Genomic DNA, 20,487 nt, shown 5'->3' on the forward strand with positions numbered 1-20,487 from the left:
CGCCGGACGAGGAGGCGCTGGCGCTGTCCATACCCGGCGACAACTCGATCGTCACGGTGAAGGCCGTGCTGGACGCCCTGGACCTCGCCGCCGTCAGCGCCTCCGCGCGGACGGCGCCCCGGCGACGGCGGGGGCCACCCCGGTGGGGCGTCCTCGCCGCCGCCTTGCGAAGGGCCGGAGCTGAACCGGAGTGCGGCTCCGTTTCGTTCTTCCTGGTGTCCTCGGGCGCTCCGCCGACCCGTGCCGGAGCGCCCGGACCGTCGGTGCGCACCCGAACGCCCCGTCGGCGTGCGGTGCTCCGGGGTCCGCCGTCGCGGCGGGTTGCTCTTCTGGACATTATATGTCGGTAGCCTATATATGTAGCTGCATGACACAACGCTCCACGCAGCCGCAGACCCTGCCGCGGCCCGCCGTCCCCGACGAGGGCCGGGCCGGTGCCACGGAGACCGCCGGGCCCGCCCGTCCCGCCGACGGCCTGTCAGGCCTGTTGGGCCTGGTGGCGCTGCGGTTCGAGGCGGCCCGCGGCCGGCGCTGGTTCTGGCCGGTGGTCCTGCTGGCCGGATACGCGGTCGAGGTCCTCTTCCGCCTGGTGCTCGTCCGGCACCTGAGCTACCCCTCGGTGCACCCTGACGAGGACTCCTACCTGGTCCTCGCCCGCGTGCTGGCGGGCCGGCCGACCACCGAGATGCCGGTCGGTGTGGTGATCCCGGGCGGCTACCCGCTGCTGGTCTCCCCGGCGTTCCGGATCGCCGACGACCCGGTCACCGCCTATCACCTGATCATGGGGATCAACGCGCTGCTGAACGCGCTGGTCTTCCCGCTGGCCTACCTGGCGCTGCGCCGACTGGGCCTGCGCCGGCTGCTGGCGTACGTCTTCGCCGGGGCCACCGCGCTGCTGCCGCCGGTGATCTTCTACTCCGAGTTCGTCATGTCGGACACCGTGCTGCCGGTGCTGATCCTGGCCTGGCTGCTCTGCCTGCACGGCTGGCTGAGCGAGGGCCCGGTCAAGCACCGCTCCTGGTACGCGGCCGGGACGGGCGCGGCCGCCGCGTACTCGATGGCCGTGCACGACCGCGGCGGCGTGGTGGTGGCGCTCACCGGGGTGGTCCTCGTCGGCGTCCTGGCGCTGCGCTGGGCCCCGTGGCGCACCACGCTGGTCGGCCTCGGCTCCCTGGGCGTCGGCGTGGTGGGGGTCAAGGCGCTGTCCTGGTGGCTCGACCGCCAGTTCACCGTCGAGCCGAGCGACGTCGGCGGCTACCTCTGGAAGGGCCTCACCGACCCCGACAAGACCGGGATGACGCTGACCCGGGTGGCCGGGCAGCTCTGGTACTTCATCGTCTCCACCTGGGGCATCGGCGGCCTGGCGGTCGTGGTCTGCCTGTTCGCGCTCTTCAGTGGCCGTTTCCCGCGCCCGGACCGGATCGCCGGCGGCGTGCTGGCGGCCCTGCTGGTCGGCACCGCGCTCGCCTCCGCCGCCGCCCTGCCGGACGACGGGCGGGTCGACGACTGGGTCTACGCCCGCTACCTCTCGTTCCTGGTCCCGGCGGCCTTCGTCGTCGGCGCCGCCGTCCTCTCCAGGCTCGGCCGCCGCCGGCTCGCCGTCACGGCGGCCGCCACGGTCGGCCTCACGGTGCTCCTCGGCAAGCTGGTCGTCTGGTCCGCGGGCTCGGCGCTGACCACCAAGCTGTTCATCGGCTGGGCCCTGCCGGACGTCACCTTCCTGGCCACCGACTGGATGCGGCTGAACGTCATGCGCTCGTCCGTCGCCGCCTTCGTCGTCCTGGGCGCGGTGGTCCTGTTCCTGGCCGCGGGCGGGCGCCGGGTGCTCTGGGCGATCGGACTCGCGCTCGCGCTGTTCGCCGGCTTCGCGACCGCCACCATCACCGAACAGGTCAGCTACCCGCACGCGAACTACCGCAAGCCGCTGGCGACCGGCTTCACCAAGGCCTCCGGGATCAAGCCCACGGACAACGTGGTCCTGGCCTGGGACCTCGACGGGGGTCTGCGCAACGCCCAGGCCTTCGAGGTCTACCGGGGCCGGGTCTGGTACCGCGACCCGCGCTGGCAGCCGGTCCCCGCGGAGGCGACCGTCCTGGTCACCCCGGCGGCCCCGGAGGGCAAGGCCACCGACGGCTACTGGCCGGAGCACCCCGCCGAGTGGTACGTCGCGAAGGAGAACCGGGCGCAGGGCTGGGCGCTCTGGCGCAAGTCCTGACCGCGGGCGCCCGTCGGCCGTTGCTGGCGCCCATGCCCGTCGCCCGCCGGGCCGACCGCGTGACCGGGTCGGCCGGGCGGGCGACGGGGTCCGCCGGGCGGACGGCGCGGTCCGGCCGGGCGACGCCCCGTGTGGCCCCGGTCACCTGTGCCGCACCTCACAGGTGTTCCCGAAGGCGGCCCTCATGCCCGCTCTGACCTGCTGGTTCGCCGATGGGCAGGCCGTCGCCCCAGGTGCCTGGACGGGGTGGGCCGGGGGTCCGCGGCTTGCGAAGGACGCGTCCGTTCGCACAAGCTCCACCCTCGACGGGCTCTCCTCCGCTCCTGCCGCGGACGGGGCCCGCGGCTCTCCAGGGGGGCAGGAAAGGTACTGCCACAGCATGAGAACCCTGCGAAACAACGCCCGACACCGCCGCGGCGCGCCGACGGCGTGGAAGCGGCTGACCGTCGCCGGACTCGCGGCCGCGGCCGTGACCGCCGGCACCGCGACCTGGGCGGTGCAGTCCGAGGCGGCCACCAGCCCGGTCACCGTCGACTCGCTCGGCATCACGCCGACCTCGCCCGCGCCGGACTCGCCCGTCACCGCCACCGCCAAGGTGCACGCGAACAAGCGGCTCAAACTGCAGAGCCTGACCATCGCGGTGCGCTCGGCGAGCGGCGCCAACTACGACTTCCCCGGGGCCGTCGCCACCACGCTGGGCACCCGGCAGACCACCGTCACGCCGAAGAGCCGGACCTTCCCCAGCGGCTCGTACACCTATTTCGTCGCCTACCAGGCCTCGGACGGCTGGCACAACCTGACGCCGGTCCACAGCTTCACGTCGAGCGGCGGCACCGTGACGCCGACGCCGACGCCGACGCCGACGCCGACGCCGACCCCGACCCCGACGCCCACCCCGACCCCGACCCCGACGCCGACGCCGACCCCCACCGGCGGTCCGCTGGGCATCGCGGGCAGCTGGCGCCCGGTGTTCGCGGACGAGTTCAACGGCAGCACCGTCGACAGCGCCACGTGGACGCCCAACTGGTTCGGCTGCCAGACCTGCACCACGCAGCCGGTCAACCCCGACATCGAGCTGGCGGCCTACGCCCCGTCGCAGTCCACCGTCAGCGGCGGCTCGCTGCACCTGAACATCGCCCAGCAGCCGACCGTGGTCAACGGCAAGACCTACCCGTACAGCTCCGGCATGCTCTCCTCCAACGGCAAGGCGGAGTTCACCTACGGCGCCTTCGAGGCACGGATCTACCTGCCCGCCGCCGGCTCGCAGATCGCCAACTGGCCGGCGTTCTGGACGGACGGTCACAACTGGCCGGCCGACGGCGAGATGGACGTCATGGAGGGCCTGGGCGGCCAGGCCTGCTACCACTACCACTCGCCGTCCGGCGGCCCCGGCGGCTGCGCCACGGGCAACTACAGCGGCTGGCACACCTACGGCGCCGAGTGGAAGCCGGGTTCGGTGACCTACTTCTACGACGGCAAGCAGGTCGGACAGATCACCACCGGCATCAGCTCGTCGCCGCAGTACCTGATCCTGAACAACGCCGTCTGGTCCGGCGGCGGTCCGTCGGCGACCCCGGCCGACATGCAGGTCGACTACGTGCGGGTCTGGCAGCACTGACCTGCCGTCCAGCGGCACAGTACGACGGTGGCCCGACCTCCCGAGGTCGGGCCAACGCCGTTCCCGGAGCGTCCGCGTCGTTGGATCCCCGTTCGGCCTCCGGGGCCGAACGGCCGTCGGTCGGCCGGGCCGGACCAGGTGCGCGTCCGTGGCCGACCGAGGCGGGGAACCGGAAACCGGCTCCCCGCGGGTGCGACCGAGGCCCCGCGCTCCGGGGGAAGCGCGGGACCTCGGTGGATCAGGAGCCCGGACCGGGCGACCCGGCCGGGCCGGGGGCGGTCGCCGTCCGAGCGGTGCGGCTGGGCTGTGCGACCGCGGCACGGCGGGGTTTCCCGTCGAGCCGTGCGCAGGCTGGGCCGGCCGCTACGGGACTTCGGGCACGGGAGCCCTCGGTCGCGTCGGGGGACGCGGGACGATCGAGGCGGCGGCCAGGCAGCCGGCGGCGAGGAACCAGGCGCCGAGGACGTCCAGGGGCCAGTGCACCCCGAGGTAGATACGGCTGAGGCCGATCGAGCCCGCGAACAGGGCCGCGGTCACGACGGCGGCCCGGGCCGCCCGGGGGTGGGCGCGGGCGACGGCGAGGGCGAGCAGGCCCGCGCAGAGCGCGGAGGTGAAGGCGTGTCCGGACGGGAAGGCGAATCCGGAGGCGGTGAACGCCCAGTCGGTCCGCGGCGGCCGGGGGCGGCCGAAGGCGTGCATCAGGCCCTGGCGCAGCAACTGGCCCGCGGCCAGGCAGAGCACGGGGGCGAGCACGGTCCCGGCGGTCGCACGGCGGGACCGTGGGGCGGGGGAGGCGCGCAGGGTGACGAGGCCCGCGGCCAGCACCAGGAGGTAGGGCGCGACGCCCGTGCCGAGCGAGGTGACGGCGAGGGCCACCGTCTCGGCGACGGGCGGGCGGTGCGCGACGCTCCAGTCGACGGCGGTCCGTTCGAACGGGAAGGGTGCCCAGTCGTGCGCGGCGAGTACGGCCGCCAGTACGGCGAACGCCGCCCAGCTCCCGGCGAGGACGGCGGGCCGTCGGCGGCCGGTCACGCGGTGAGCCATCGGTGCGCGCCGCCCGACCGGGCCCGGTCCACCACGCCCCCGCCCCGCCCGGCCAGGAGGCCGAGCCCGTATCCGGCGCAGACGCCCACCAGCGCGCCCAGCGCGACATCGTGCGGGTAGTGGACGCCGACCAGCACCCGGGAGGCGCCCATCGCGACGGCCAGGAGCAGCGCGAGCGCGCCGATGCGGCGGCTGACCTGCCACAGTACGGCGGCGCCGGCGAACACGATGACGGTGTGGTTGCTCGGCAGCGACCAGTCCCCGGTGCCGGGGCACGCCTCCAGCGTGGTGCCGGCGTCGAGGACCTGGCACGGCCGTGGCTCGTGCAGCAGGCTTTTGAGGACGGTGTCGGCGGCGAACACGGCGATGACCACCAGCGGCGCGCCGAGAGCCCGGGCCATGGCGGCGCCGTCGTCGGCGCGGGCGCGCCACCAGGCCCAGAGCATCAGGACGGCCAGGAGTCCCAGCCCGTAGGCGGAGAACGCGGTGATCACCTCCCGGGCGGGAGCGGGAAGGTGCTGGGCCCAGTGGTCGGCGCGCAGGTACAGGCCGGCGTCGATCGGGCGGCCGTCGAGGGCGAGCGCGGTGGCGGCGGCCGTCATCGGGCTTCCCGGCGGCGGCGCGAGCGGAGGACTTCGAGCACGAGGGGCAGCAGGGAGACCGCGATGACGACGCCGACGATCGGCAGGAGGTAGTGGTCGACATCGGGCACCGACGAGCCGAGCGCGTAGCCCGCCAGGACGAGACCGAGGGTCCAGACGAGGCCACCCACGGTCTGCCAGATCGTGAAGGTCCGGAGGTCGACCCCCAGGGCTCCGGCCAACGGGTTGAGCACGGTGCGGACCACGGGGACGAACCGGGCGAGGACCACGGCCCTGCCGTGGCCGTAGCGGGTGAGGAGTTCCTCGGCCCGCAGGGCTCCCTCGTGCAGCCGTCTGTTGCGGGAGCGGGCGAGCAGCGCGCTGCCACCGCGCCGCCCGATGACGTAGCCGACCTGGGCACCCGCGAGGGCCCCGACGGCGGACGCGCTCAGGACCTGGGCCAGGTCGAGGTGCGGTCCGCTGTGCGAGCCGGTGGTGCACAGCAGGCCCGCGGTGAACAGCAGGGAGTCACCCGGCAGGAAGAAGCCGATCAGCAGACCGGTCTCCGCGAAGAGGACCACGGCGACGCCCAGGGCGCCGAACGCGCCGAGAAGGGAACTCGCGTCCAGCGGATTGACGGCCAGCAGGGCGGATGAGGAGAGCATCACGGGTTGCGCCTTTCCAGAGGGAGCTGTTCGAGCCGTTCGGGGCGGCCGCGGCCGGAGCGCGGTTCCGGTGTCTCCGCGCGCGGCCCGGCCGTGCCGACCCGGTGGATCAGCCGCCCAGGACCGCGTTGCCGGTGACCGTGCCGGTGGCCCCGTCGACGGTCACCAGGTGCCGGACACCGTCCGGGCCGAGGACCACGGCCTGCCAGCCCCGGCCGCCGCCCTGCTCGGTGACCGCGGTCAGCGACTCGACCTTGCCGCCCGCGACCCCGGAGGTGGCCTTGACCACCGCGTCGGCCGCGTCCAGTGACGGCAGCGGCGCCGGTGCGCCCTGCGCACCGCGGTGGTCCTTGCGCACACCGTCCCGGCCCTCGGGACCGTGGTGGCGCCCGCCGCCCTGCGCGGCCGTCGCCGAGTGCCCGTCGCGTCGTTCGCCGTCGTGGTGGACCGCCACCGCGGCCGCCCCGCCGCCGACCACCACGACGGCCGCCGCACCCGCCACGGCCCACCGTGCCCGACGGCCACCCGGCCACGGCCACCGGCCCCGCGCCCCACCGACGCTCCCGCCGCCCGTCTCCTGCGGCGACCGCGTCCCGCCTCTGGGCTCGCTCACTGCGCCCACCCCGATCCTGTGACAAGGCCCGGGACCTGCGCCCGGACGGTACGGCCAGCATGACCGGGCGTTGCTGAAGGACAGCTGAAGACCTGAAGGCTCCTTCAGCCGCCCGGCCGGCGGACCTGCCACCCTGGGGGCATGCGAGTACTGGTGGTGGAGGACGAGCGCCGACTGGCCCTGGCGCTGCAGCACGGGCTGACCGCCGAGGGGTTCACCGTCGACATCACCCACGACGGCCTCTCGGGCCTGGCCAAGGCCATGGACCAGGCCTACGACGTGATCGTGCTCGACATCATGCTGCCCGGTCTCAACGGGTACCGGGTGTGCGCGCGGCTGCGGGCCGCCGGCAGCGACGCCGGCATCCTGATGCTGACCGCCAAGGACGGCGAGTGGGACGAGGCCGAAGCCCTGGACACCGGAGCCGACGACTACCTGTCCAAGCCGTTCTCCTTCGTCGTCCTCGTCGCCCGCCTCAAGGCCCTCGCCCGCCGGATCGGCAGCCGCGCACCCCGGCGCACCGTCCTGGGCGACCTCGTGGTCGACTCCGCCGCCCGCACCTGCACCCGGGCCGGCACCGCCATCGCGCTCACACCCCGCGAGTTCGCCGTCCTGGACCACCTCGCCCGCCGGGCCGGCGAGGCCGTCTCCAAGCGCGAGATCCTCGACGCCGTCTGGGACAGCGCCCTCGACAGCGACCCCAACACCGTCGAGGTGCACGTCAGCGCGCTGCGCCGCAAGATCGACACCCCCTTCGGCAGGGCCTCGGTGCAGACGGTCCGCGGCACCGGCTACCGCTTGGCGGCCGACGGTGGCTGACCCGACCGCCGGCCCCGCACCCCGCCGGACCGCCGCCCACCGCCGGGCACGCACCGCCCTCGGCAGGCTCCTCGGCCACCCCCGCACGGTGGCCCTCCTGGACCGCCTGGCCCCGCGCTCGGTCCGCACCCGGACCACCGCCGCCGCCTGCCTCAGCGTCGCCGTCGTCCTCGCCGTCGCCTCGGCCGCGGTCATCCTCCTGCTGCGCGTCAACCTGGAACGCACCGTGGAGACCGGCGCCCGCGAACAGGCCCAGGCCGTCGCCCGGCTCGCCACCGACGGGCACCTCGGCAACCCCCTGCCGCTCGACCACGGCACCGACTTCATCCAGGTCGTCGACGCGAACGGCACGGTGGTCGCCGCCAGCCAGAACCTGGCCGGCCACCCGCCCCTCACCCCGGCCGGCCACCGGGAGGGCCACGACACCTTCAACCTCGGCGCCCTGGGCGACGAGCACCACCAGCGCGTCACCACGGTCACCGCCGCCACCCCCACCGGGCCCGCCACCGTCCATGTCGGCGCCTCCCTGCGCACCGCGGACGCCGCCGAAGACCTCACCACGGGTGCCCTCGCCGCCCTGAGCACCGTCCTGCTGCTCACCGTCGGCGCCCTCACCTGGCGTGCGACCGGCCGCGCCCTGCGGCCGGTCGAGGCGATCCGCGCCGAGGTGGCCGCCATCGGCGACCGCGACCTCGACCGGCGCGTTCCCGACCCGCGCAGTGACGACGAGATCGCCCGCCTCGCCGACACCATGAACGCCATGCTCGAACGCCTGGAGGCGGCCGGCACCCGACAGCGCCGCTTCATCGCCGACGCCTCCCACGAGCTCCGCAGCCCCCTCGCCGTGCTGCGGACCCAGCTGGAGGTGGCGCTCACCCACCCCGACGCCGAGGTGCGCGCCGACCTGGTGGCCGGCGCGCTCCAGGACACCGAACGGCTCCAGTCGCTCGCCACCGACCTCCTGCTCCTGGCCCGTCTCGACGCCGGCGGCCACCACCACCCCGACGAGCCGGTCCGCCTCACCGAACTCGTCCGCACCACCGCGCGGGCCTACGGACCCGAGCCCCACCCGGTCGTCCTCGACGCCCCGGACGAGATCACCGTCACGGGCAACGCCCTGTGGCTCGGACGCCTGCTGACCAACCTCCTCGACAACGCCCGGCGCCACGCCCGACACCGCGTCACCGTGCGCCTGTTCGAGGACAGCGCCACCGGGTACGCCGTTCTGGACGTGAGCAACGACGGCCCCCGGATCGACCCCGCCGACCGGGAGCGGATCTTCGAGCGGTTCACCCGCCTCGACGACGCCCGCAGCCGCGACGACGGCGGCTCCGGCCTCGGCCTGTCCATCGCACGCGACATCGCCACCGTCCACGGCGGCACCCTCACCGTCCTCGACACACCGGACACCACCACGTTCCGCACCCGGCTGCCCGACGCGAGCCCGGAGCCCGGGGCACGACGGCCTGCGTAGCCGCCCTGAAGGCCGACCGGCGGCAGACCCCTCCAGCCGGCGACGCGACCGGACGATCCCCGGCCGGCGCGGGCGACGAGCCTCGGGGCCGCGCGCGCGAGGCGCGTGGTCGCCCCGGTGGTCGGAACCGCCGGGAGCCCTGCCGACTGCCGACCTGGGTGGATGATCATGCCTCTGAGCTGGGAGGAAACGTCGGGGAGGGGACATCCGGCGGGCGCACGGCCCCGCCGAGGTTTGCGACGCCGGGCTCGGGTGACACGTAGGGCATGGGCAGCTATGTGATCACCATTCCCGGAACAGTCCAGCGACCGGTCGACGACTCCGCTCGCCGTACCCTGCTGGCCGTCGTGCGCGGCGCCGATCCCGAGGAGGTCGGTACGGAGGAGGTCCCCGACCTCGATGTGCTGACCCTGGACGAGCCGGAGGGGACGTTCGTGCTGCGCCTGGAGGTCGAGGCGGCCGACCGCACGGCTGCCGGTGAGGCGGCCCTGGACCTCACCAGGCGGGCCTTCGCGGCCGCCGGGTACGAGACGGACGCGGTGGGCATGGGCACCCCGGCGGTCACCGGCATCGACGTCGGCTGATCCGCCCCGGGGTCCGGCTTCCGCCCCGCTGTCGCCTACGCCCGTGGACGACGGCGGGGCGGTCGGTGTTCGGTTCCGCAGCGGTGAAACACGGACGTCCCGAACGCGGCGGCCCCGTCGGCCGCCGTCTTCGTCCGGCGCCTTCGCCCGCCCGGGAGTCACCGATCGGGTGGTTTCGCCGGTACGGGGTCGAACGGGGGGTGAAGGTTTCGGTCGGCCGGTTTCCGCCGCCGCAGGGGCCGGTATGGAGGCTGTCACCGCTGCCACGACCCAGGGAGAGACCAGCTGATGAGTGATTCGGAGCGCTACGTACGCGCGTGGGAGGGGTTCTGGGCGGAGAGCACGGGTGAGCCGGGCGAGCCGTTCTGGGACGCGGATCCGGCGCTGACGGCGGCCCCGCACACCGCCCTGTTCGCGAGCCACGCCGACCGCACGCTGCCGATCGTCGACCTCGGCTGCGGCAACGGCACCCAGACCCGGTATCTGGCCGGCCGGTTCCCCCGGGCGGTGGGCGTCGACCTGTCCGCCTCGGCCGTGGCACACGCCCGTCGGGCGGACCGCGACGCGGTGGCCGAGTTCGAGCAGCTCGACCTCACCGACCTGGCGGGGGTGCGGCGCCTCGGTGACCGGCTCGGCGACGCCAACGTCTACCTGCGGGCGGTGCTCCACCAGAGCGAACCGGCGGACCGGCCACCGGTCGCGGCCGCCGTCGCCCTGCTGCTCGGCCGGCGCGGCCGGGGCTTCGTGGTCGAGCCGACCGCCGCCGCGAAGACGGTGCTCCAGCAGGTCGCCGAACGGCCGGGTGGCCCGCCGGAGAAGCTCCGCCAGGTCCGCAAGCACGACCTGCGCCCGGCCGAGGTCACGCCGGGGGAGATGCCCGGGCTGCTGCGCGGCGCCGGGTTGGAGATCCTCGACGAGGGCGGGACGGACCTCGCGATGAGCGAACACCACCCGGACGGCTCCCGGGTCGCGCTGCCGGCCCACTGGTACGTGGTCGCGGCGGCCGGGGGCGGTCCGGCGGGCGGCTGAGGACGTCGTGGCAGCGGTCCGGCGCCACCCGCGCCGGACCGGGAGCCCCGGGGACGTCGGGGCGACGTACCGGGGAGAAGGCGGCCGGGACGATCCGCCGCGCCTACGAGGCCCCCGTGCCCGCCCGGGTACGGGCGCCGCTGCCGGAGCTTGTACCCGGGTCCGTGCCAGCCTCGATTCTAGCGGCGCTAGACACTCGAGCGTCGACACCTCTAGCATTGCCCCATGACCTAGCGGCGCTAGAAGGCGCCAGGTCCGAACTTGGGGAGGGAACATGCAGAACGCACTGGCCGTCGTCACGGTCGTGGTCGTCGGCCTGCTGGTGGGTGTGGAGTTCGCGGTGGCGGTCTTCGTCAACCCGATCGTCGACGGGCTGCCGCACAACGGCGGACTCGCCGCCCGCAGCGAGGGGGCCCGGCTGCTCGGGCGGGTGATGCCGTTCTGGTACATCGGGTCGGTGGTGCTCGGCGTGGCGTGGTCCGCCGTGACCTGGGGGGACGCCGGGGCGGGGCTGGTCGCCACGGCCGCCGGGCTGCTCGTCCTCAGTGTGGTGATGTCGGTCGCCCTGCTCGTGCCGATCAACTCCCGGGCGGCGCAATGGACACCGGAGAACGCCCCGGCGGACTGGCGGGAGCAGCTCGGCCGCTGGGACCGCCTCCACTACCTGCGGGTGGCCGTCATCGTGACCGCGTTCCTCCTCCTGGTCGTCGCCCTCGTCTGAGGGCCCGGCGCCCCTCCAGCAGCGTCCGGCGGGCCTGGTCCCGGCGGGCGTTCTGCGCGTCCGGACCGGGCGGGTGACCGCTGGACCGGGTCGCGGTCCGCGTTCGGGAGCGGGGCGAGGTCGACGGCGAGGAGATCCGCGGCGGACGGTGGCGGGTGCGGTATTCCGAATTCGGGTGAACGCCGGGCGGCCAGCGCTGATTCGTCCGACCCGTGCCCGCCGCCGCATTCCGGTTTCCCGTCCTCGGGCAGGCGAATCCGACGGGGCGTCAGTGGGCGGTGAAGCCCCAGGTCAGGGCGGATTGTCAGTGCCTCACCGTAGGGTGGAACCAACGTTGGAGGGGGCGCCGGAAGGCGTCGCGAGCGCGTTGGGACAAGGGGTAGAAGAATGTCTGCGAACAGGATCAAGCACAAGGTCAACCACGTTTCCCTGGTGGTCGACAATTCCGGCTCGATGCGCCAGCACGCGGCGCAGCTTGTTCGCGTGGTGGACGAATTCGTGAAGGGCCTTCAGGAGGAGTCCGACCGGCTCGGTCACGAGACCCGCATCAGCCTCTACGCGTTCGACCACGAGGTGGAGAACCTGGTGTGGGACATGGACGTCAAGCACCTGCCGTCGCTGCGCGGTCTCTACAAGGTCAACGGCGGTGCGACGGCGCTGATCGAGGCGGCCGTGAAGTCCGTCGACGACCTGAAGAACATCTGGGAGGGGTACGGGGAGCACTCCTTCCTCCAGGTCGTCGTCACCGACGGTGAGGAGAACGCCTCCGGGTTCTCGCAGAACGGCCGGATGCACACCCAGATGAACGGCGGCCGGGGCAGCACGGTGCTGAGCACGTGGCTGAGCCGCATCCAGAAGGCCATGGACGACCTCCCCGACCACTGGACGTCGGCGATCCTGGTCCCGAACTCGCTGGCCAAGCGCACCGCTCAGGAGTACGGCTTCCCCGCGGGCAACATCGCGATCTGGGACGCGGACTCCAGCAAGGGCGTCGAGGAGGCGATCGGCACGGTCAAGTCGGCCGCCACGAGCTTCCTGCGGGGCCGCGAGCAGGGTGTGCGCGGCACCAGGAACCTGTTCGCGATGGGCCAGGACTTGAGCACCGCCGACGTGACGGCCAATCTCGACGCCCTGGACGCCGGCGAGTACATCCTGGTCCCGGTCGACGATGCGATGCCGATCCGCGACTTCGTCACCGGCGCCGGGCACCCCTACAAGACCGGCTGCGCCTACTACGAGTTGTCCAAGCGGGAGAAGATCCAGGGCTCGAAGCAGCTCGCGGTGGCCGAGAAGGACCCGGCCACCGGCCGGATGACGGGCAGGGTGTTCTCCGGTCCGGCGGCCCGCCGGCTCCTGGGCCTGCCGTCGGCGGAGGCCACGGTGAAGCCGGGTGACAACCCGTCGTACACCGTGTTCGTCCAGTCGACCTCGGTGAACCGCAAGTTGGTGACGGGCACCAAGCTGCTCGTCATGCTGTGACGGGCACCCGCGGTCCGGCCGGCCCCCTCCGCCACGGTCAGCGCGACGGCGAGGGCGGCAGCGGCTCGACGGGCAGGACGCGGTCCGCTCGCCCGGCCGCACGGGCCCCGCGGCTCGGGTAGACGTACAAGGCGTCGCCGTCCCGGCCCAGTTCGGGATCGGTCCACGCCTCGGTGGCCCCGGGCACGAGGATCCGCGTGGTGGCCAGCTCGGCGTCGTGGACGACCAGCGACAGGACGGTGCAGCAGAGGTGCCCCATCGTGTGGCCCTGCTCGGGGTGGTCCTGCGGGCCCTCGGCCTGCACCACGTAGTACCGTCCGTCCACCCAGTAGCCCGAGCTGTCCAGCGTGATCCCGTCCGCCACCCGGACGCCGTCCACCCAGACGTCCGTCCTGGAGCGGTCCGACGGGTCCTGGAGGTGCACGGCGCGGTGCCGGTCGTCGGCGGTGAACTCGACGCCGATCCCGTACGCGCTCCAGCAGTCCTTGAACCCGCTGCAGGCGCCCGGAACCGGACCCGTGCGGTGCCGGGGTGCGGCGGTCGGGTCGTCGCCGGCCCGGTCCTGGCCGCACGTCCCCGGATCGCGGCACGACCGGTCGATGCGGCGGGTGCACCCGATCCCCAGGGCCGCCACGTCCCGCGGTGAGGCGCGGGACAGCAGCTCGGCCAGCCGCTGGAGGTAGCGCTGCGGCCCGACGAGGGCGAGCAGGTCGCCCCCCTCGTCCCGCCACCACACCAGCAGGTCCACCCCGACGGGGGAGCGGCGCAGCCAGTCCTCCCACTGCTCGGCCCAGGGCCCCCAGCGATGGCTCCACTGATGTGCCGCCACCGCCGCGGGACGCTCCTCGGGGAGCGGCACGGCCTCGGCCGTCGCCACGGGCTCGGGGCCCGTGCCGGTCCTCGTGCGCCGTCGCCACCTCACCAAGGCACCCCCGTTCTGCCTCGACCACGGTCCGGCGGCCCCCGGACCCATGGCGTACCGGCCGGCGGACCCGACGATCGTAGAGGGTGCTCCCGGGCAGGCGCGCGCGGATTCCTCCGCGCGCGCCTGCCGTCCTCAGACCATGGCGGTCGCACCGCTCGCCGCTCCGGCGAGCGGCAGGCGGCGACCCGGATCCGGCCCCCTCGGCTCCGGTGTCGACCGGACGGGTGGTCTTCGCCAGGGGTCGGCACCGGCGTCGGGCGGAGCCGGACCGTCATCGCCTTACATGGGCATGCGCCCCAGCCGTTGGGGCGCGCCGCCGTCCGTCTCGGACGGACCGGCTCCGACGACGAACCGGGAACCCCATGACCGACCCGGACCCAGCAGCCGGCGGCCGCATCGGCGGCCGGCCCCTCCTGCGCCGCCTCGCCGCCGCCGTCCTGGGAGCCGTCGTGCTGGCCGCGGCGGGCCCGCCCGGCCACGCGGCCGGACGGCCCGCCCTCGCACCGGGCACGCAGTTCACCCCCTTGACCGCGGCGGTGATGACCGAGCCCGCGCCGTTCGACGCCTCGGACGGGAAGGTCCACCTCTCCTACGAACTGCTCACCACCAACGCGCTGTCCACCAGCCTCGCGGTGCGGCTGGACCGGGTGGACGTCCAGGACGCCGCCACCAAGCGCGTCGTCGGCTCGCTGAGCGGGTCGGCGCTGGGCGCGGCGGCCAATCCCGTCGGTGACCCGCTGCCGGGCGCGGTCGGCGACCGCCCGCGCGACCCGGCGGCCGACGGCGGCCGCGGTGCCGCGCCGCCGCCCGAGCCACCGGCGGAGACGGTGATCCCGGGCTCGCAGCAGTGGGTGCTCTGGATCGACCTGGCCCTCGCCCCGGGCGAGCCGGTCCCCGAGGTGGTGGAGCACCACCTGGTGGGGGCCGTCCTGTCCGCGTCGGGCTCCTCGCCCTTCGAGGAGACGGTGCAGCCCACCCGGACCGCCCGTACGGCGCCGCCGGACCTGCTGCCGCCGGTCCGCCCGGGCAGCTGGTACGCCAGCGAGTCGTGCTGTGACAACACCCACCACCGGCGCGGACTCGCCCCGATCAACGGCGCGTTCTACGTTCCGCAGCGCTTCGCGATCGACTGGTACCGGGTCGGCGGCGACGGGCAGACCTGGGAGGGCGACCCGGGGCAGCTCACCAGCTATCTGACCTATCGTCAGCCGGTCCTCGCCGCTGCCGGCGGCCGGGTGGTGGAGGTCCAGGACGGCGTCCCGGACAACCCGCCGCCGTACCCGCCCGCGGTACCGCCGATCGAGGACACCGTGGGCAACCACATCACCCTGGAGGTCGCCCCCGGCCGGTACCTGCTCTACGCCCACCTCCAGCCGGGATCGCTCCGGGTCCGGGCGGGCGACTGCGTCGAGCCCGGCCAGGTCCTCGGGCTGATCGGCAACAGCGGCAACTCCACCACCCCGCACCTGCACTTCCAGGTGATGACCACGGCGGAGTTCTTCCCGACCGACAGCCCGCCGTTCACCTTCCGGGAGTTCCGGGTGCTCGGCCATGTCGAGCCCCGGATCTGGGACGACAACCTGGGGCTGCAGCCGACCGGCGTGCTGCCGATCGACCCCTCGCCCTACGTCGGCCCGCACCGCTCCGCGTACCCGCTCGACCGCCAGGTGCTCGACTTCTGACCGCCGGCCCGTGGCCCGCCACCCCGTACCCGGGGTGGCGGGCCACCGCGCTGTCCGGAGCGCCGCGGCGAAGGCGTGGGGCGACGTCCGCGGGCCGGTGCCCGGTAGGCCTCGCACGGGGTACGGACGGGACCGTCCGCCGGGGACGTCATCGAGGAGACGCTGCGTCACGAGGGCCCGGTGATGCACCTTCCGCTGCGGTACGCGCTGGAGGACATCGACCTCGGCGAGGGCGTCGTCGTCCGACGGGGTGAGCCGATCCTGCTGGCCTTCGGCGCGGCCGGCCGCGACCCGGAGGTCCACCCGGACCGGCCGGACGACTTCGACCCGACCCGCCCGGCCAAGGACCACCTGGCCTTCGGCCACGGCCCGCACTTCTGCCTCGGCGCCCCGCTGGCCCGCCTGGAGGCCGAAGTGGCCCTGTCCGGGTTCTTCGGCTCCCACCCGGACGCCGTCCTGGCTCCGGAGGGCCCGCCGCCCGTGCGGCTGCGGTCCGCCGTGGTCAACGGCCCGGCCGAGCTCTGGATCGTGCCGGCCCCGGTCCCCGCGTGACGGTCGGTTCCGGCAGTCGCCCGCCGGAACCGGACCGGGGCGGCGGTACCGCGGCCCCGGTCGCCGTCGTCGGCCGTTCGCGGTCGTCGTTCAGCCGCGGTCGCGGGCCGGCGGCCGTCGGTCAGTCGCAGTCGACGCAGAGGGGGCGGCCGTTCTTCATGCGCGAGAGGCGGCTGCGGTGGTGCACCAGGAAGCAGTTCACGCAGGTGAACTCGTCGGACAGCATCGGCTGCACGGTGACGGTGAGTTCCTCGCCCGAGAGGTCCGCGCCGGGCAGCTGGACACCGTCCGTCGATTCGAGCTGGTCGACGGCGTCGATGGCGCCGGAGGAGGTGTCGGTGCGGCGGGTCTTCAGCTCCTCGATGCTGTCGTGCGACCCGTCGTCGTCGGTCTTGCGGGGGGCGTCGTAGTCGGTTGCCACAGATGGTCCCTTGTCGTCGTGGTTGAAGTTTACGCCGTGTGCGACGTGCCTGGTGGCGGCCGCGGTGGTCCGCTGGGCAGGGCTGGCGGCCCGGCCCTCGGGTGGTCGGAGGCCTGGTGGGGGCGGCGGTGCGTGCGGCCGGTCGGGGCGGTCGGGGGCGGGGCGGGGATAACAGGCGTCCACTCGCGTCCGACGCGGGTGTTGATCATGCCATGAAGTCCGCCGGGATCCGCCGTCCGCACCCCCGACCGCGATCGCGTGCCACCAGGACGGTGACGAAGCTGCGGGTCGTCCCGGTACTGTACGGCGGCCGCGCCCCCGACCACGACCGCCGGGCCCGCGACGCCCGGCCCGGCGCACCCCGGCGGCCCGGCCGGACGCCCCGGCCCGGCCGGTTCACGCGGTACGGCCGGCTCGCGTCGGCGCGGAGGGCGCGGACGGCGCACGGTGCGCCGGGCGCGCCGTCCCCACGACCCGTTCGCACTCCGTGCGCTCTACCGACGTCCGCGGGCCGCCGCGATGATGAGCGGACCGCACGTGATCCGGGCGACTCCGCCCACCTGCCCCCCCGGGCAGGCGGACCTGCGGCGGAAGGGGCCCACCGTGTTGCTTCTCATCTCCCCGGACAGCGTCGAGGAGGCCCTCGACTGCGCGAAGGCCGCGGAGCACCTCGACATCGTCGACGTCAAGAAGCCCGACGAGGGCTCGCTCGGCGCGAACTTCCCGTGGGTGATCCGGGAGATCCGCGACGCCGTCCCGGCGGACAAGCCGGTCTCCGCCACCGTCGGCGACGTCCCGTACAAGCCGGGGACGGTCGCGCAGGCGGCGCTCGGAGCGGCGGTCTCCGGAGCCACGTACATCAAGGTCGGCCTCTACGGGTGCACGACCCCGGACCAGGCCGTCGAGGTCATGCGCGGGGTGGTCCGGGCGGTGAAGGACTACCGGCCGGACGCCTTCGTCGTCGCCTCGGGCTACGCGGACGCCCACCGGATCGGCTGCGTCAACCCGCTCGCCCTGCCCGACATCGCCCTCCGCTCCGGCTCCGACGCGGCCATGCTCGACACCGCGATCAAGGACGGGAGCCGGCTGTTCGACCACGTCCCGCCGGACGCGTGCGCGGAGTTCGTCCGCCTCGCCCACGAGGCCGGGCTGCTCGCGGCCCTCGCGGGCAGCGTCCGACTCGGCGACCTCGGCGAGCTGACCCGGATCGGCACCGACATCGTCGGCGTGCGCGGGGCGGTCTGCGAGGGCGGCGACCGCACGGTGGGCAGGATCCGGCCGCAGCTGGTGGCCGCCTTCCGGGCCGAGATGGACCGGCACGCCCGCGAGCACGCGGCCGCCGTTCCGCAGAGCTGACCGCCGGCATGCTGCCGACACCCGTGCCCCGGCGCCCGCCGGGCCCGCGCGGCGAGCACTTCGCCGTCCTCGACCCGGCGACGGGCGAGGCTTTCGACGAGGCTCCCGACCAGCGGCCCGAGGAACTCGACACCGTCGTCGGCCGGGCCCACCAGGCCTGGCGCGGCTGGCGGGCCGACCCGGCCGCCCGCACCCGCGCGCTGCTCGCGGCGGCCGACGCGGTGGAGGCGGCCCGCGCCGAGCTGGCCCCGCTGCTCACCCGCGAACAGGGCAAACCCCTCGCCGAGTCGGTCGCCGAGGTCGCCCGCACGGCGGCCCGACTGCGCTACTTCGCCGGGCTCGCCCCCGTGCCCCGGCCGATCGACGACGGTCGGCCGGTCCGCAGCGAGGTCCGCTGGCGGTCGCTCGGGCCGGTGGCGGCGATCGTGCCGTGGAACTTCCCCCTCCAGCTCGCGGCGGCGAAGTTCGCGCCCGCGCTCGCGGCGGGCAACCCGGTGGTCCTCAAGCCCTCCCCGTTCACCCCCCTCGCCACCCGGCTGCTGGGGTCCGTCCTCGCCGGCGCGCTCCCCGAGGGCGTCCTGACGATCGTCACCGGGCTCGAACCGCTCGGTGCCCGGCTCGTCTCCCACCCGGGGATCCGGCACGTGAGCTTCACCGGGTCGATCCCGACCGGCCGGGCCGTCGCGGCGGGCGCGGCGCCCTCGCTGGCCCGGGTCACCCTGGAACTGGGCGGCAACGACGCCGCGATCCTGCTGGAGGACGTGGACGTCGAGCGGATCGCGGACCGGCTGTTCTGGGCGGCGTTCCGCAACTGCGGGCAGGTGTGCATGGCGGTCAAGCGCGTCTACGCCCCCGCCCGGCTCCGCGACCAGGTGGTCGAGGCCCTCGCGCAGCGCGCCAGGGCCGCCGTCGTCGGCCCCGGGCTCGACCCGGGCACCCAGCTGGGGCCGCTCAACAACGCCCCCCAACTGGCCCGCGTCGAGCACTACACGGCCCGGGCCCTGGCGGACGGCGCCCGGGCCGCCGCCGGCGGCCACCGGCTGGACCGGCCGGGCCACTTCTTCGCCCCGACGGTCCTCGCCGATGTCCCGCCGGACAGCCCGGTGGTGACGCAGGAGCAGTTCGGACCGGTCCTGCCGGTGCTGGCCTACCGGAGCGTCGACGAGGCCGTCGCGGCGGCCAACGACACCGGCTTCGGCCTGGGCGGCTCGGTCTGGGGGACGGACCTCGACCGCGCCGAGGCGGTGGCCGACCGGCTGGAGTGCGGGACGGCCTGGATCAACCACCACGCCGAGCTCTCCCTCGCCCAGCCCTTCGCGGGCATCAAGGAGAGCGGGGTCGGCGTCGCGGGCGGGCCGTGGGGGCTCTACGGGAACCTCAGGCCGTTCGTCGTGCACCGCCCGGAGGAGGGGTGAGGTTCCGCGCCGCGGTCCTGCGCTCCCACCAGGGGCCGTTCACGGTCGAGGAGGTGGCCCTGGGGACGGGGCCGGCCGACGGCGAGGTCCTGGTGCGATCGCGGGCTGCGGGATGTGCCGGACGGACCTCGCCGTCCGGCGTTCGGCGGGCCGCTCACCGCTGCCGGCCGTCCTCGGCCACGAGGGGGCGGGAGTCGTGGTGGAGACGGCCGGCCCGGACGCCGGCCTGCACGTCGGGGACCACGTCGTGCTGAGCTTCGACTCCTGCGGCCACTGCCGCAGCTGCCGGGGCGCGGCCCCCGCCTACTGCGACTCCTTCGCCGCGCTCAACCTCTTCGGCGGGCGCACGGAGCACGCCGCGCGGTTCACCGACGCGGCCGGGGGAGGACTGGCCCCCCGGTGGTTCGGCCAGTCCTCGTTCGCCGAGTACGCGGTGGTCCTGGCCCGCAACGCCGTCCGGGTCGACCCCGCACTGCCGATCGAACTGCTCGGACCGCTCGGCTGCGGCTTCCTGACCGGCGCCGGAGCGGTCCTGAACACCTTCGCGGCCGGTCCCGGCGACACCGTCGCGGTCTTCGGCGCCGGAGCGGTGGGCCTGGCCGCGGTGATGGCGGCCACCGCCGCCGGCGCGGTCACCGTGGCCGTCGACCGGTACACCGAACGGCTCGCCCTCGCCGAACGGTTCGGCGCCGTCCCGCTGCCCGCCACCTCGGCCGACCTGCCCGGCCGCATCCGGCGGCTGACCGACGGCGGCGCGCGGTACGCGCTGGACACCACCGGCTCCGTCCGGTTGATCAACGACGCGCTCCTGGCGCTGCGCCCGACCGGGCACCTCGGACTGGTGGCCCGGCTGAGCGGCGCGCTGGCGATCGAACCGGGGGCACTGGACCGGGGCCGGCGGATCTCCCACCTCTGCGAAGGTGACGCGGTGCCGGGGCTGCTGGTGCCGAGGCTGACCGCACTGTGGCAGGCCGGGCGGTTCCCCTTCGACCAGCTGATCCGGACGTATCCGCTCGCCGCGGTCAACGAGGCCGAGCGCGACTGTGACGAGGGGCGCGTGGTCAAGCCCGTGCTGATCCCGGCCGGGTGAGCCGCCGAGCGGGCGCCTCCGCACCGGCTCGCCGCTCCGCACCGGCTCGCCACCCCGCGCGGGATGCGCGCCGCCGAGGGGGAGAGGTGCCGCCGCGCGGAGTACGTACCGCTTCGCGCCCCCGCGCGGGATACGTTCGTTGGCGTATCTTCCGCCGGGATCCCCCGGGACCGTTGACCGCCGTGCCTCCCGACGATTGGCTCG

The 20,487-nt window shown here is 74.8% G+C and carries 18 protein-coding genes and 1 pseudogene; 13 read left to right on the forward strand and 6 right to left on the reverse strand.

Going from position 1 to position 20,487, the window contains the following annotated elements; translation table 11 throughout:
* The first annotated feature begins 367 nt into the window (after positions 1–367).
* Positions 368–2,215, forward strand: a complete 1,848-nt coding sequence (locus ABT263_RS18910; protein ID WP_352291488.1) for a phospholipid carrier-dependent glycosyltransferase — start codon at positions 368–370, stop codon at positions 2,213–2,215.
* Positions 2,216–2,594: 379 nt separating this feature from the next.
* Entirely contained in the window at positions 2,595–3,833 is a 1,239-nt protein-coding gene (locus ABT263_RS18915) for a glycoside hydrolase family 16 protein (RefSeq protein WP_352291489.1), read from the forward strand.
* A 363-nt stretch (positions 3,834–4,196) separates the two neighbouring features.
* On the opposite strand, the gene ABT263_RS18920 is transcribed toward ABT263_RS18915, so the two are convergent.
* The 4 genes from ABT263_RS18920 to ABT263_RS18935 form a co-directional block, all read right to left on the reverse strand.
* Positions 4,197–4,865 carry a phosphatase PAP2 family protein gene (locus tag ABT263_RS18920; RefSeq protein ID WP_352291490.1) on the reverse strand — a complete coding sequence of 223 codons (669 nt, stop codon included), beginning with the start codon at positions 4,863–4,865 and terminating at the stop codon, positions 4,197–4,199.
* The gene (locus ABT263_RS18925; RefSeq protein WP_352291491.1) at positions 4,862–5,479 is read right to left on the reverse strand and encodes a phosphatase PAP2 family protein; all 618 of its coding nucleotides are present in this window, start codon (positions 5,477–5,479) and stop codon (positions 4,862–4,864) included. The genes ABT263_RS18920 and ABT263_RS18925 overlap by 4 nt, the downstream gene beginning before the upstream one ends.
* Positions 5,476–6,123 carry a DedA family protein gene (locus ABT263_RS18930; protein WP_352291601.1) on the reverse strand — a complete coding sequence of 216 codons (648 nt, stop codon included), beginning with the start codon at positions 6,121–6,123 and terminating at the stop codon, positions 5,476–5,478. Before ABT263_RS18930 ends, ABT263_RS18925 begins: the two co-directional genes overlap by 4 nt.
* A 109-nt stretch (positions 6,124–6,232) precedes the next feature.
* A complete protein-coding gene (locus tag ABT263_RS18935) occupies positions 6,233–6,625 on the reverse strand; it encodes a hypothetical protein (RefSeq protein WP_352291492.1) in 393 nt (130 codons plus the stop codon).
* Between the two features lie 252 nt (positions 6,626–6,877).
* Here ABT263_RS18935 and ABT263_RS18940 point away from each other — a divergent pair, with 252 nt between their 5' ends.
* The 6 genes from ABT263_RS18940 to ABT263_RS18965 all read left to right on the forward strand — a co-directional run bounded on the left by ABT263_RS18940 (position 6,878) and on the right by ABT263_RS18965 (position 12,842).
* The gene (locus tag ABT263_RS18940; protein WP_329491643.1) at positions 6,878–7,555 is read left to right on the forward strand and encodes a response regulator transcription factor; all 678 of its coding nucleotides are present in this window, start codon (positions 6,878–6,880) and stop codon (positions 7,553–7,555) included.
* Positions 7,548–9,029 carry a HAMP domain-containing sensor histidine kinase gene (locus ABT263_RS18945; protein ID WP_352291493.1) on the forward strand — a complete coding sequence of 494 codons (1,482 nt, stop codon included), beginning with the start codon at positions 7,548–7,550 and terminating at the stop codon, positions 9,027–9,029. Before ABT263_RS18940 ends, ABT263_RS18945 begins: the two co-directional genes overlap by 8 nt.
* Positions 9,030–9,295: 266 nt before the next feature.
* Positions 9,296–9,613: a hypothetical protein gene (locus ABT263_RS18950; RefSeq protein ID WP_352291494.1), complete on the forward strand. Its 318-nt coding sequence runs from the start codon at positions 9,296–9,298 to the stop codon at positions 9,611–9,613.
* A 288-nt stretch (positions 9,614–9,901) separates the two neighbouring features.
* The gene (locus ABT263_RS18955; protein WP_352291495.1) at positions 9,902–10,642 is read left to right on the forward strand and encodes a class I SAM-dependent methyltransferase; all 741 of its coding nucleotides are present in this window, start codon (positions 9,902–9,904) and stop codon (positions 10,640–10,642) included.
* A gap of 274 nt (positions 10,643–10,916) precedes the next feature.
* Positions 10,917–11,363, forward strand: coding sequence for an anthrone oxygenase family protein (locus tag ABT263_RS18960; protein ID WP_352291496.1), 447 nt, complete (start codon positions 10,917–10,919; stop codon positions 11,361–11,363).
* A gap of 387 nt (positions 11,364–11,750) precedes the next feature.
* Positions 11,751–12,842: a vWA domain-containing protein gene (locus ABT263_RS18965; RefSeq protein ID WP_352291497.1), complete on the forward strand. Its 1,092-nt coding sequence runs from the start codon at positions 11,751–11,753 to the stop codon at positions 12,840–12,842.
* A 37-nt stretch (positions 12,843–12,879) separates the two neighbouring features.
* On the opposite strand, the gene ABT263_RS18970 is transcribed toward ABT263_RS18965, so the two are convergent.
* Positions 12,880–13,671 (reverse strand): hypothetical protein, encoded by a 792-nt coding sequence (locus tag ABT263_RS18970; RefSeq protein WP_352291498.1) that lies wholly within the window; start codon positions 13,669–13,671, stop codon positions 12,880–12,882.
* A gap of 458 nt (positions 13,672–14,129) precedes the next feature.
* Between ABT263_RS18970 and ABT263_RS18975 the strand changes: the two genes are divergently transcribed.
* Positions 14,130–15,449, forward strand: a complete 1,320-nt coding sequence (locus ABT263_RS18975; protein WP_352291499.1) for a M23 family metallopeptidase — start codon at positions 14,130–14,132, stop codon at positions 15,447–15,449.
* A gap of 150 nt (positions 15,450–15,599) precedes the next feature.
* Complete coding sequence (locus ABT263_RS18980) at positions 15,600–16,001, forward strand: cytochrome P450 (RefSeq protein WP_502885819.1); 402 nt, start codon at positions 15,600–15,602, stop codon at positions 15,999–16,001.
* 121 nt (positions 16,002–16,122) lie between these two features.
* On the opposite strand, the gene ABT263_RS18985 is transcribed toward ABT263_RS18980, so the two are convergent.
* Positions 16,123–16,422, reverse strand: a complete 300-nt coding sequence (locus ABT263_RS18985) for a DUF4193 domain-containing protein (protein WP_329491654.1) — start codon at positions 16,420–16,422, stop codon at positions 16,123–16,125.
* A 603-nt stretch (positions 16,423–17,025) separates the two neighbouring features.
* On the opposite strand from ABT263_RS18985, the gene ABT263_RS18990 reads away from it, so the two are divergent.
* From ABT263_RS18990 to ABT263_RS19000, 3 genes and pseudogenes are all read left to right on the forward strand, one after another.
* Positions 17,026–17,778 (forward strand): (5-formylfuran-3-yl)methyl phosphate synthase, encoded by a 753-nt coding sequence (locus ABT263_RS18990; RefSeq protein ID WP_352291500.1) that lies wholly within the window; start codon positions 17,026–17,028, stop codon positions 17,776–17,778.
* Between the two features lie 11 nt (positions 17,779–17,789).
* The gene (locus ABT263_RS18995; protein ID WP_502885820.1) at positions 17,790–19,193 is read left to right on the forward strand and encodes an aldehyde dehydrogenase family protein; all 1,404 of its coding nucleotides are present in this window, start codon (positions 17,790–17,792) and stop codon (positions 19,191–19,193) included.
* Positions 19,190–20,283, forward strand: a pseudogene (locus tag ABT263_RS19000) (NAD(P)-dependent alcohol dehydrogenase). Before ABT263_RS18995 ends, ABT263_RS19000 begins: the two are co-directional and overlap by 4 nt.
* The last annotated feature ends 204 nt before the right edge of the window (positions 20,284–20,487 follow it).

The organism is Kitasatospora sp. NPDC001603, from assembly GCF_040298365.1.
In the GTDB taxonomy this organism is placed as follows: Bacteria; Actinomycetota; Actinomycetes; order Streptomycetales; family Streptomycetaceae; genus Kitasatospora.

Excerpts from the sequence above, each read along its gene's own strand:
- ABT263_RS18910 (WP_352291488.1), top strand. The coding sequence starts at position 368 with ATGACACAACGCTCCACGCAGCCGCAGACCCTGCCGCGGCCCGCCGTC.
- ABT263_RS18915 (WP_352291489.1), top strand. The coding sequence starts at position 2,595 with ATGAGAACCCTGCGAAACAACGCCCGACACCGCCGCGGCGCGCCGACG.
- ABT263_RS18925 (WP_352291491.1), bottom strand. The coding sequence starts at position 5,479 with ATGACGGCCGCCGCCACCGCGCTCGCCCTCGACGGCCGCCCGATCGAC.
- ABT263_RS18930 (WP_352291601.1), bottom strand. The coding sequence starts at position 6,123 with ATGCTCTCCTCATCCGCCCTGCTGGCCGTCAATCCGCTGGACGCGAGT.
- ABT263_RS18940 (WP_329491643.1), top strand. The coding sequence starts at position 6,878 with ATGCGAGTACTGGTGGTGGAGGACGAGCGCCGACTGGCCCTGGCGCTG.
- ABT263_RS18950 (WP_352291494.1), top strand. The coding sequence starts at position 9,296 with ATGGGCAGCTATGTGATCACCATTCCCGGAACAGTCCAGCGACCGGTC.
- ABT263_RS18955 (WP_352291495.1), top strand. The coding sequence starts at position 9,902 with ATGAGTGATTCGGAGCGCTACGTACGCGCGTGGGAGGGGTTCTGGGCG.
- ABT263_RS18960 (WP_352291496.1), top strand. The coding sequence starts at position 10,917 with ATGCAGAACGCACTGGCCGTCGTCACGGTCGTGGTCGTCGGCCTGCTG.
- ABT263_RS18965 (WP_352291497.1), top strand. The coding sequence starts at position 11,751 with ATGTCTGCGAACAGGATCAAGCACAAGGTCAACCACGTTTCCCTGGTG.
- ABT263_RS18975 (WP_352291499.1), top strand. The coding sequence starts at position 14,130 with ATGACCGACCCGGACCCAGCAGCCGGCGGCCGCATCGGCGGCCGGCCC.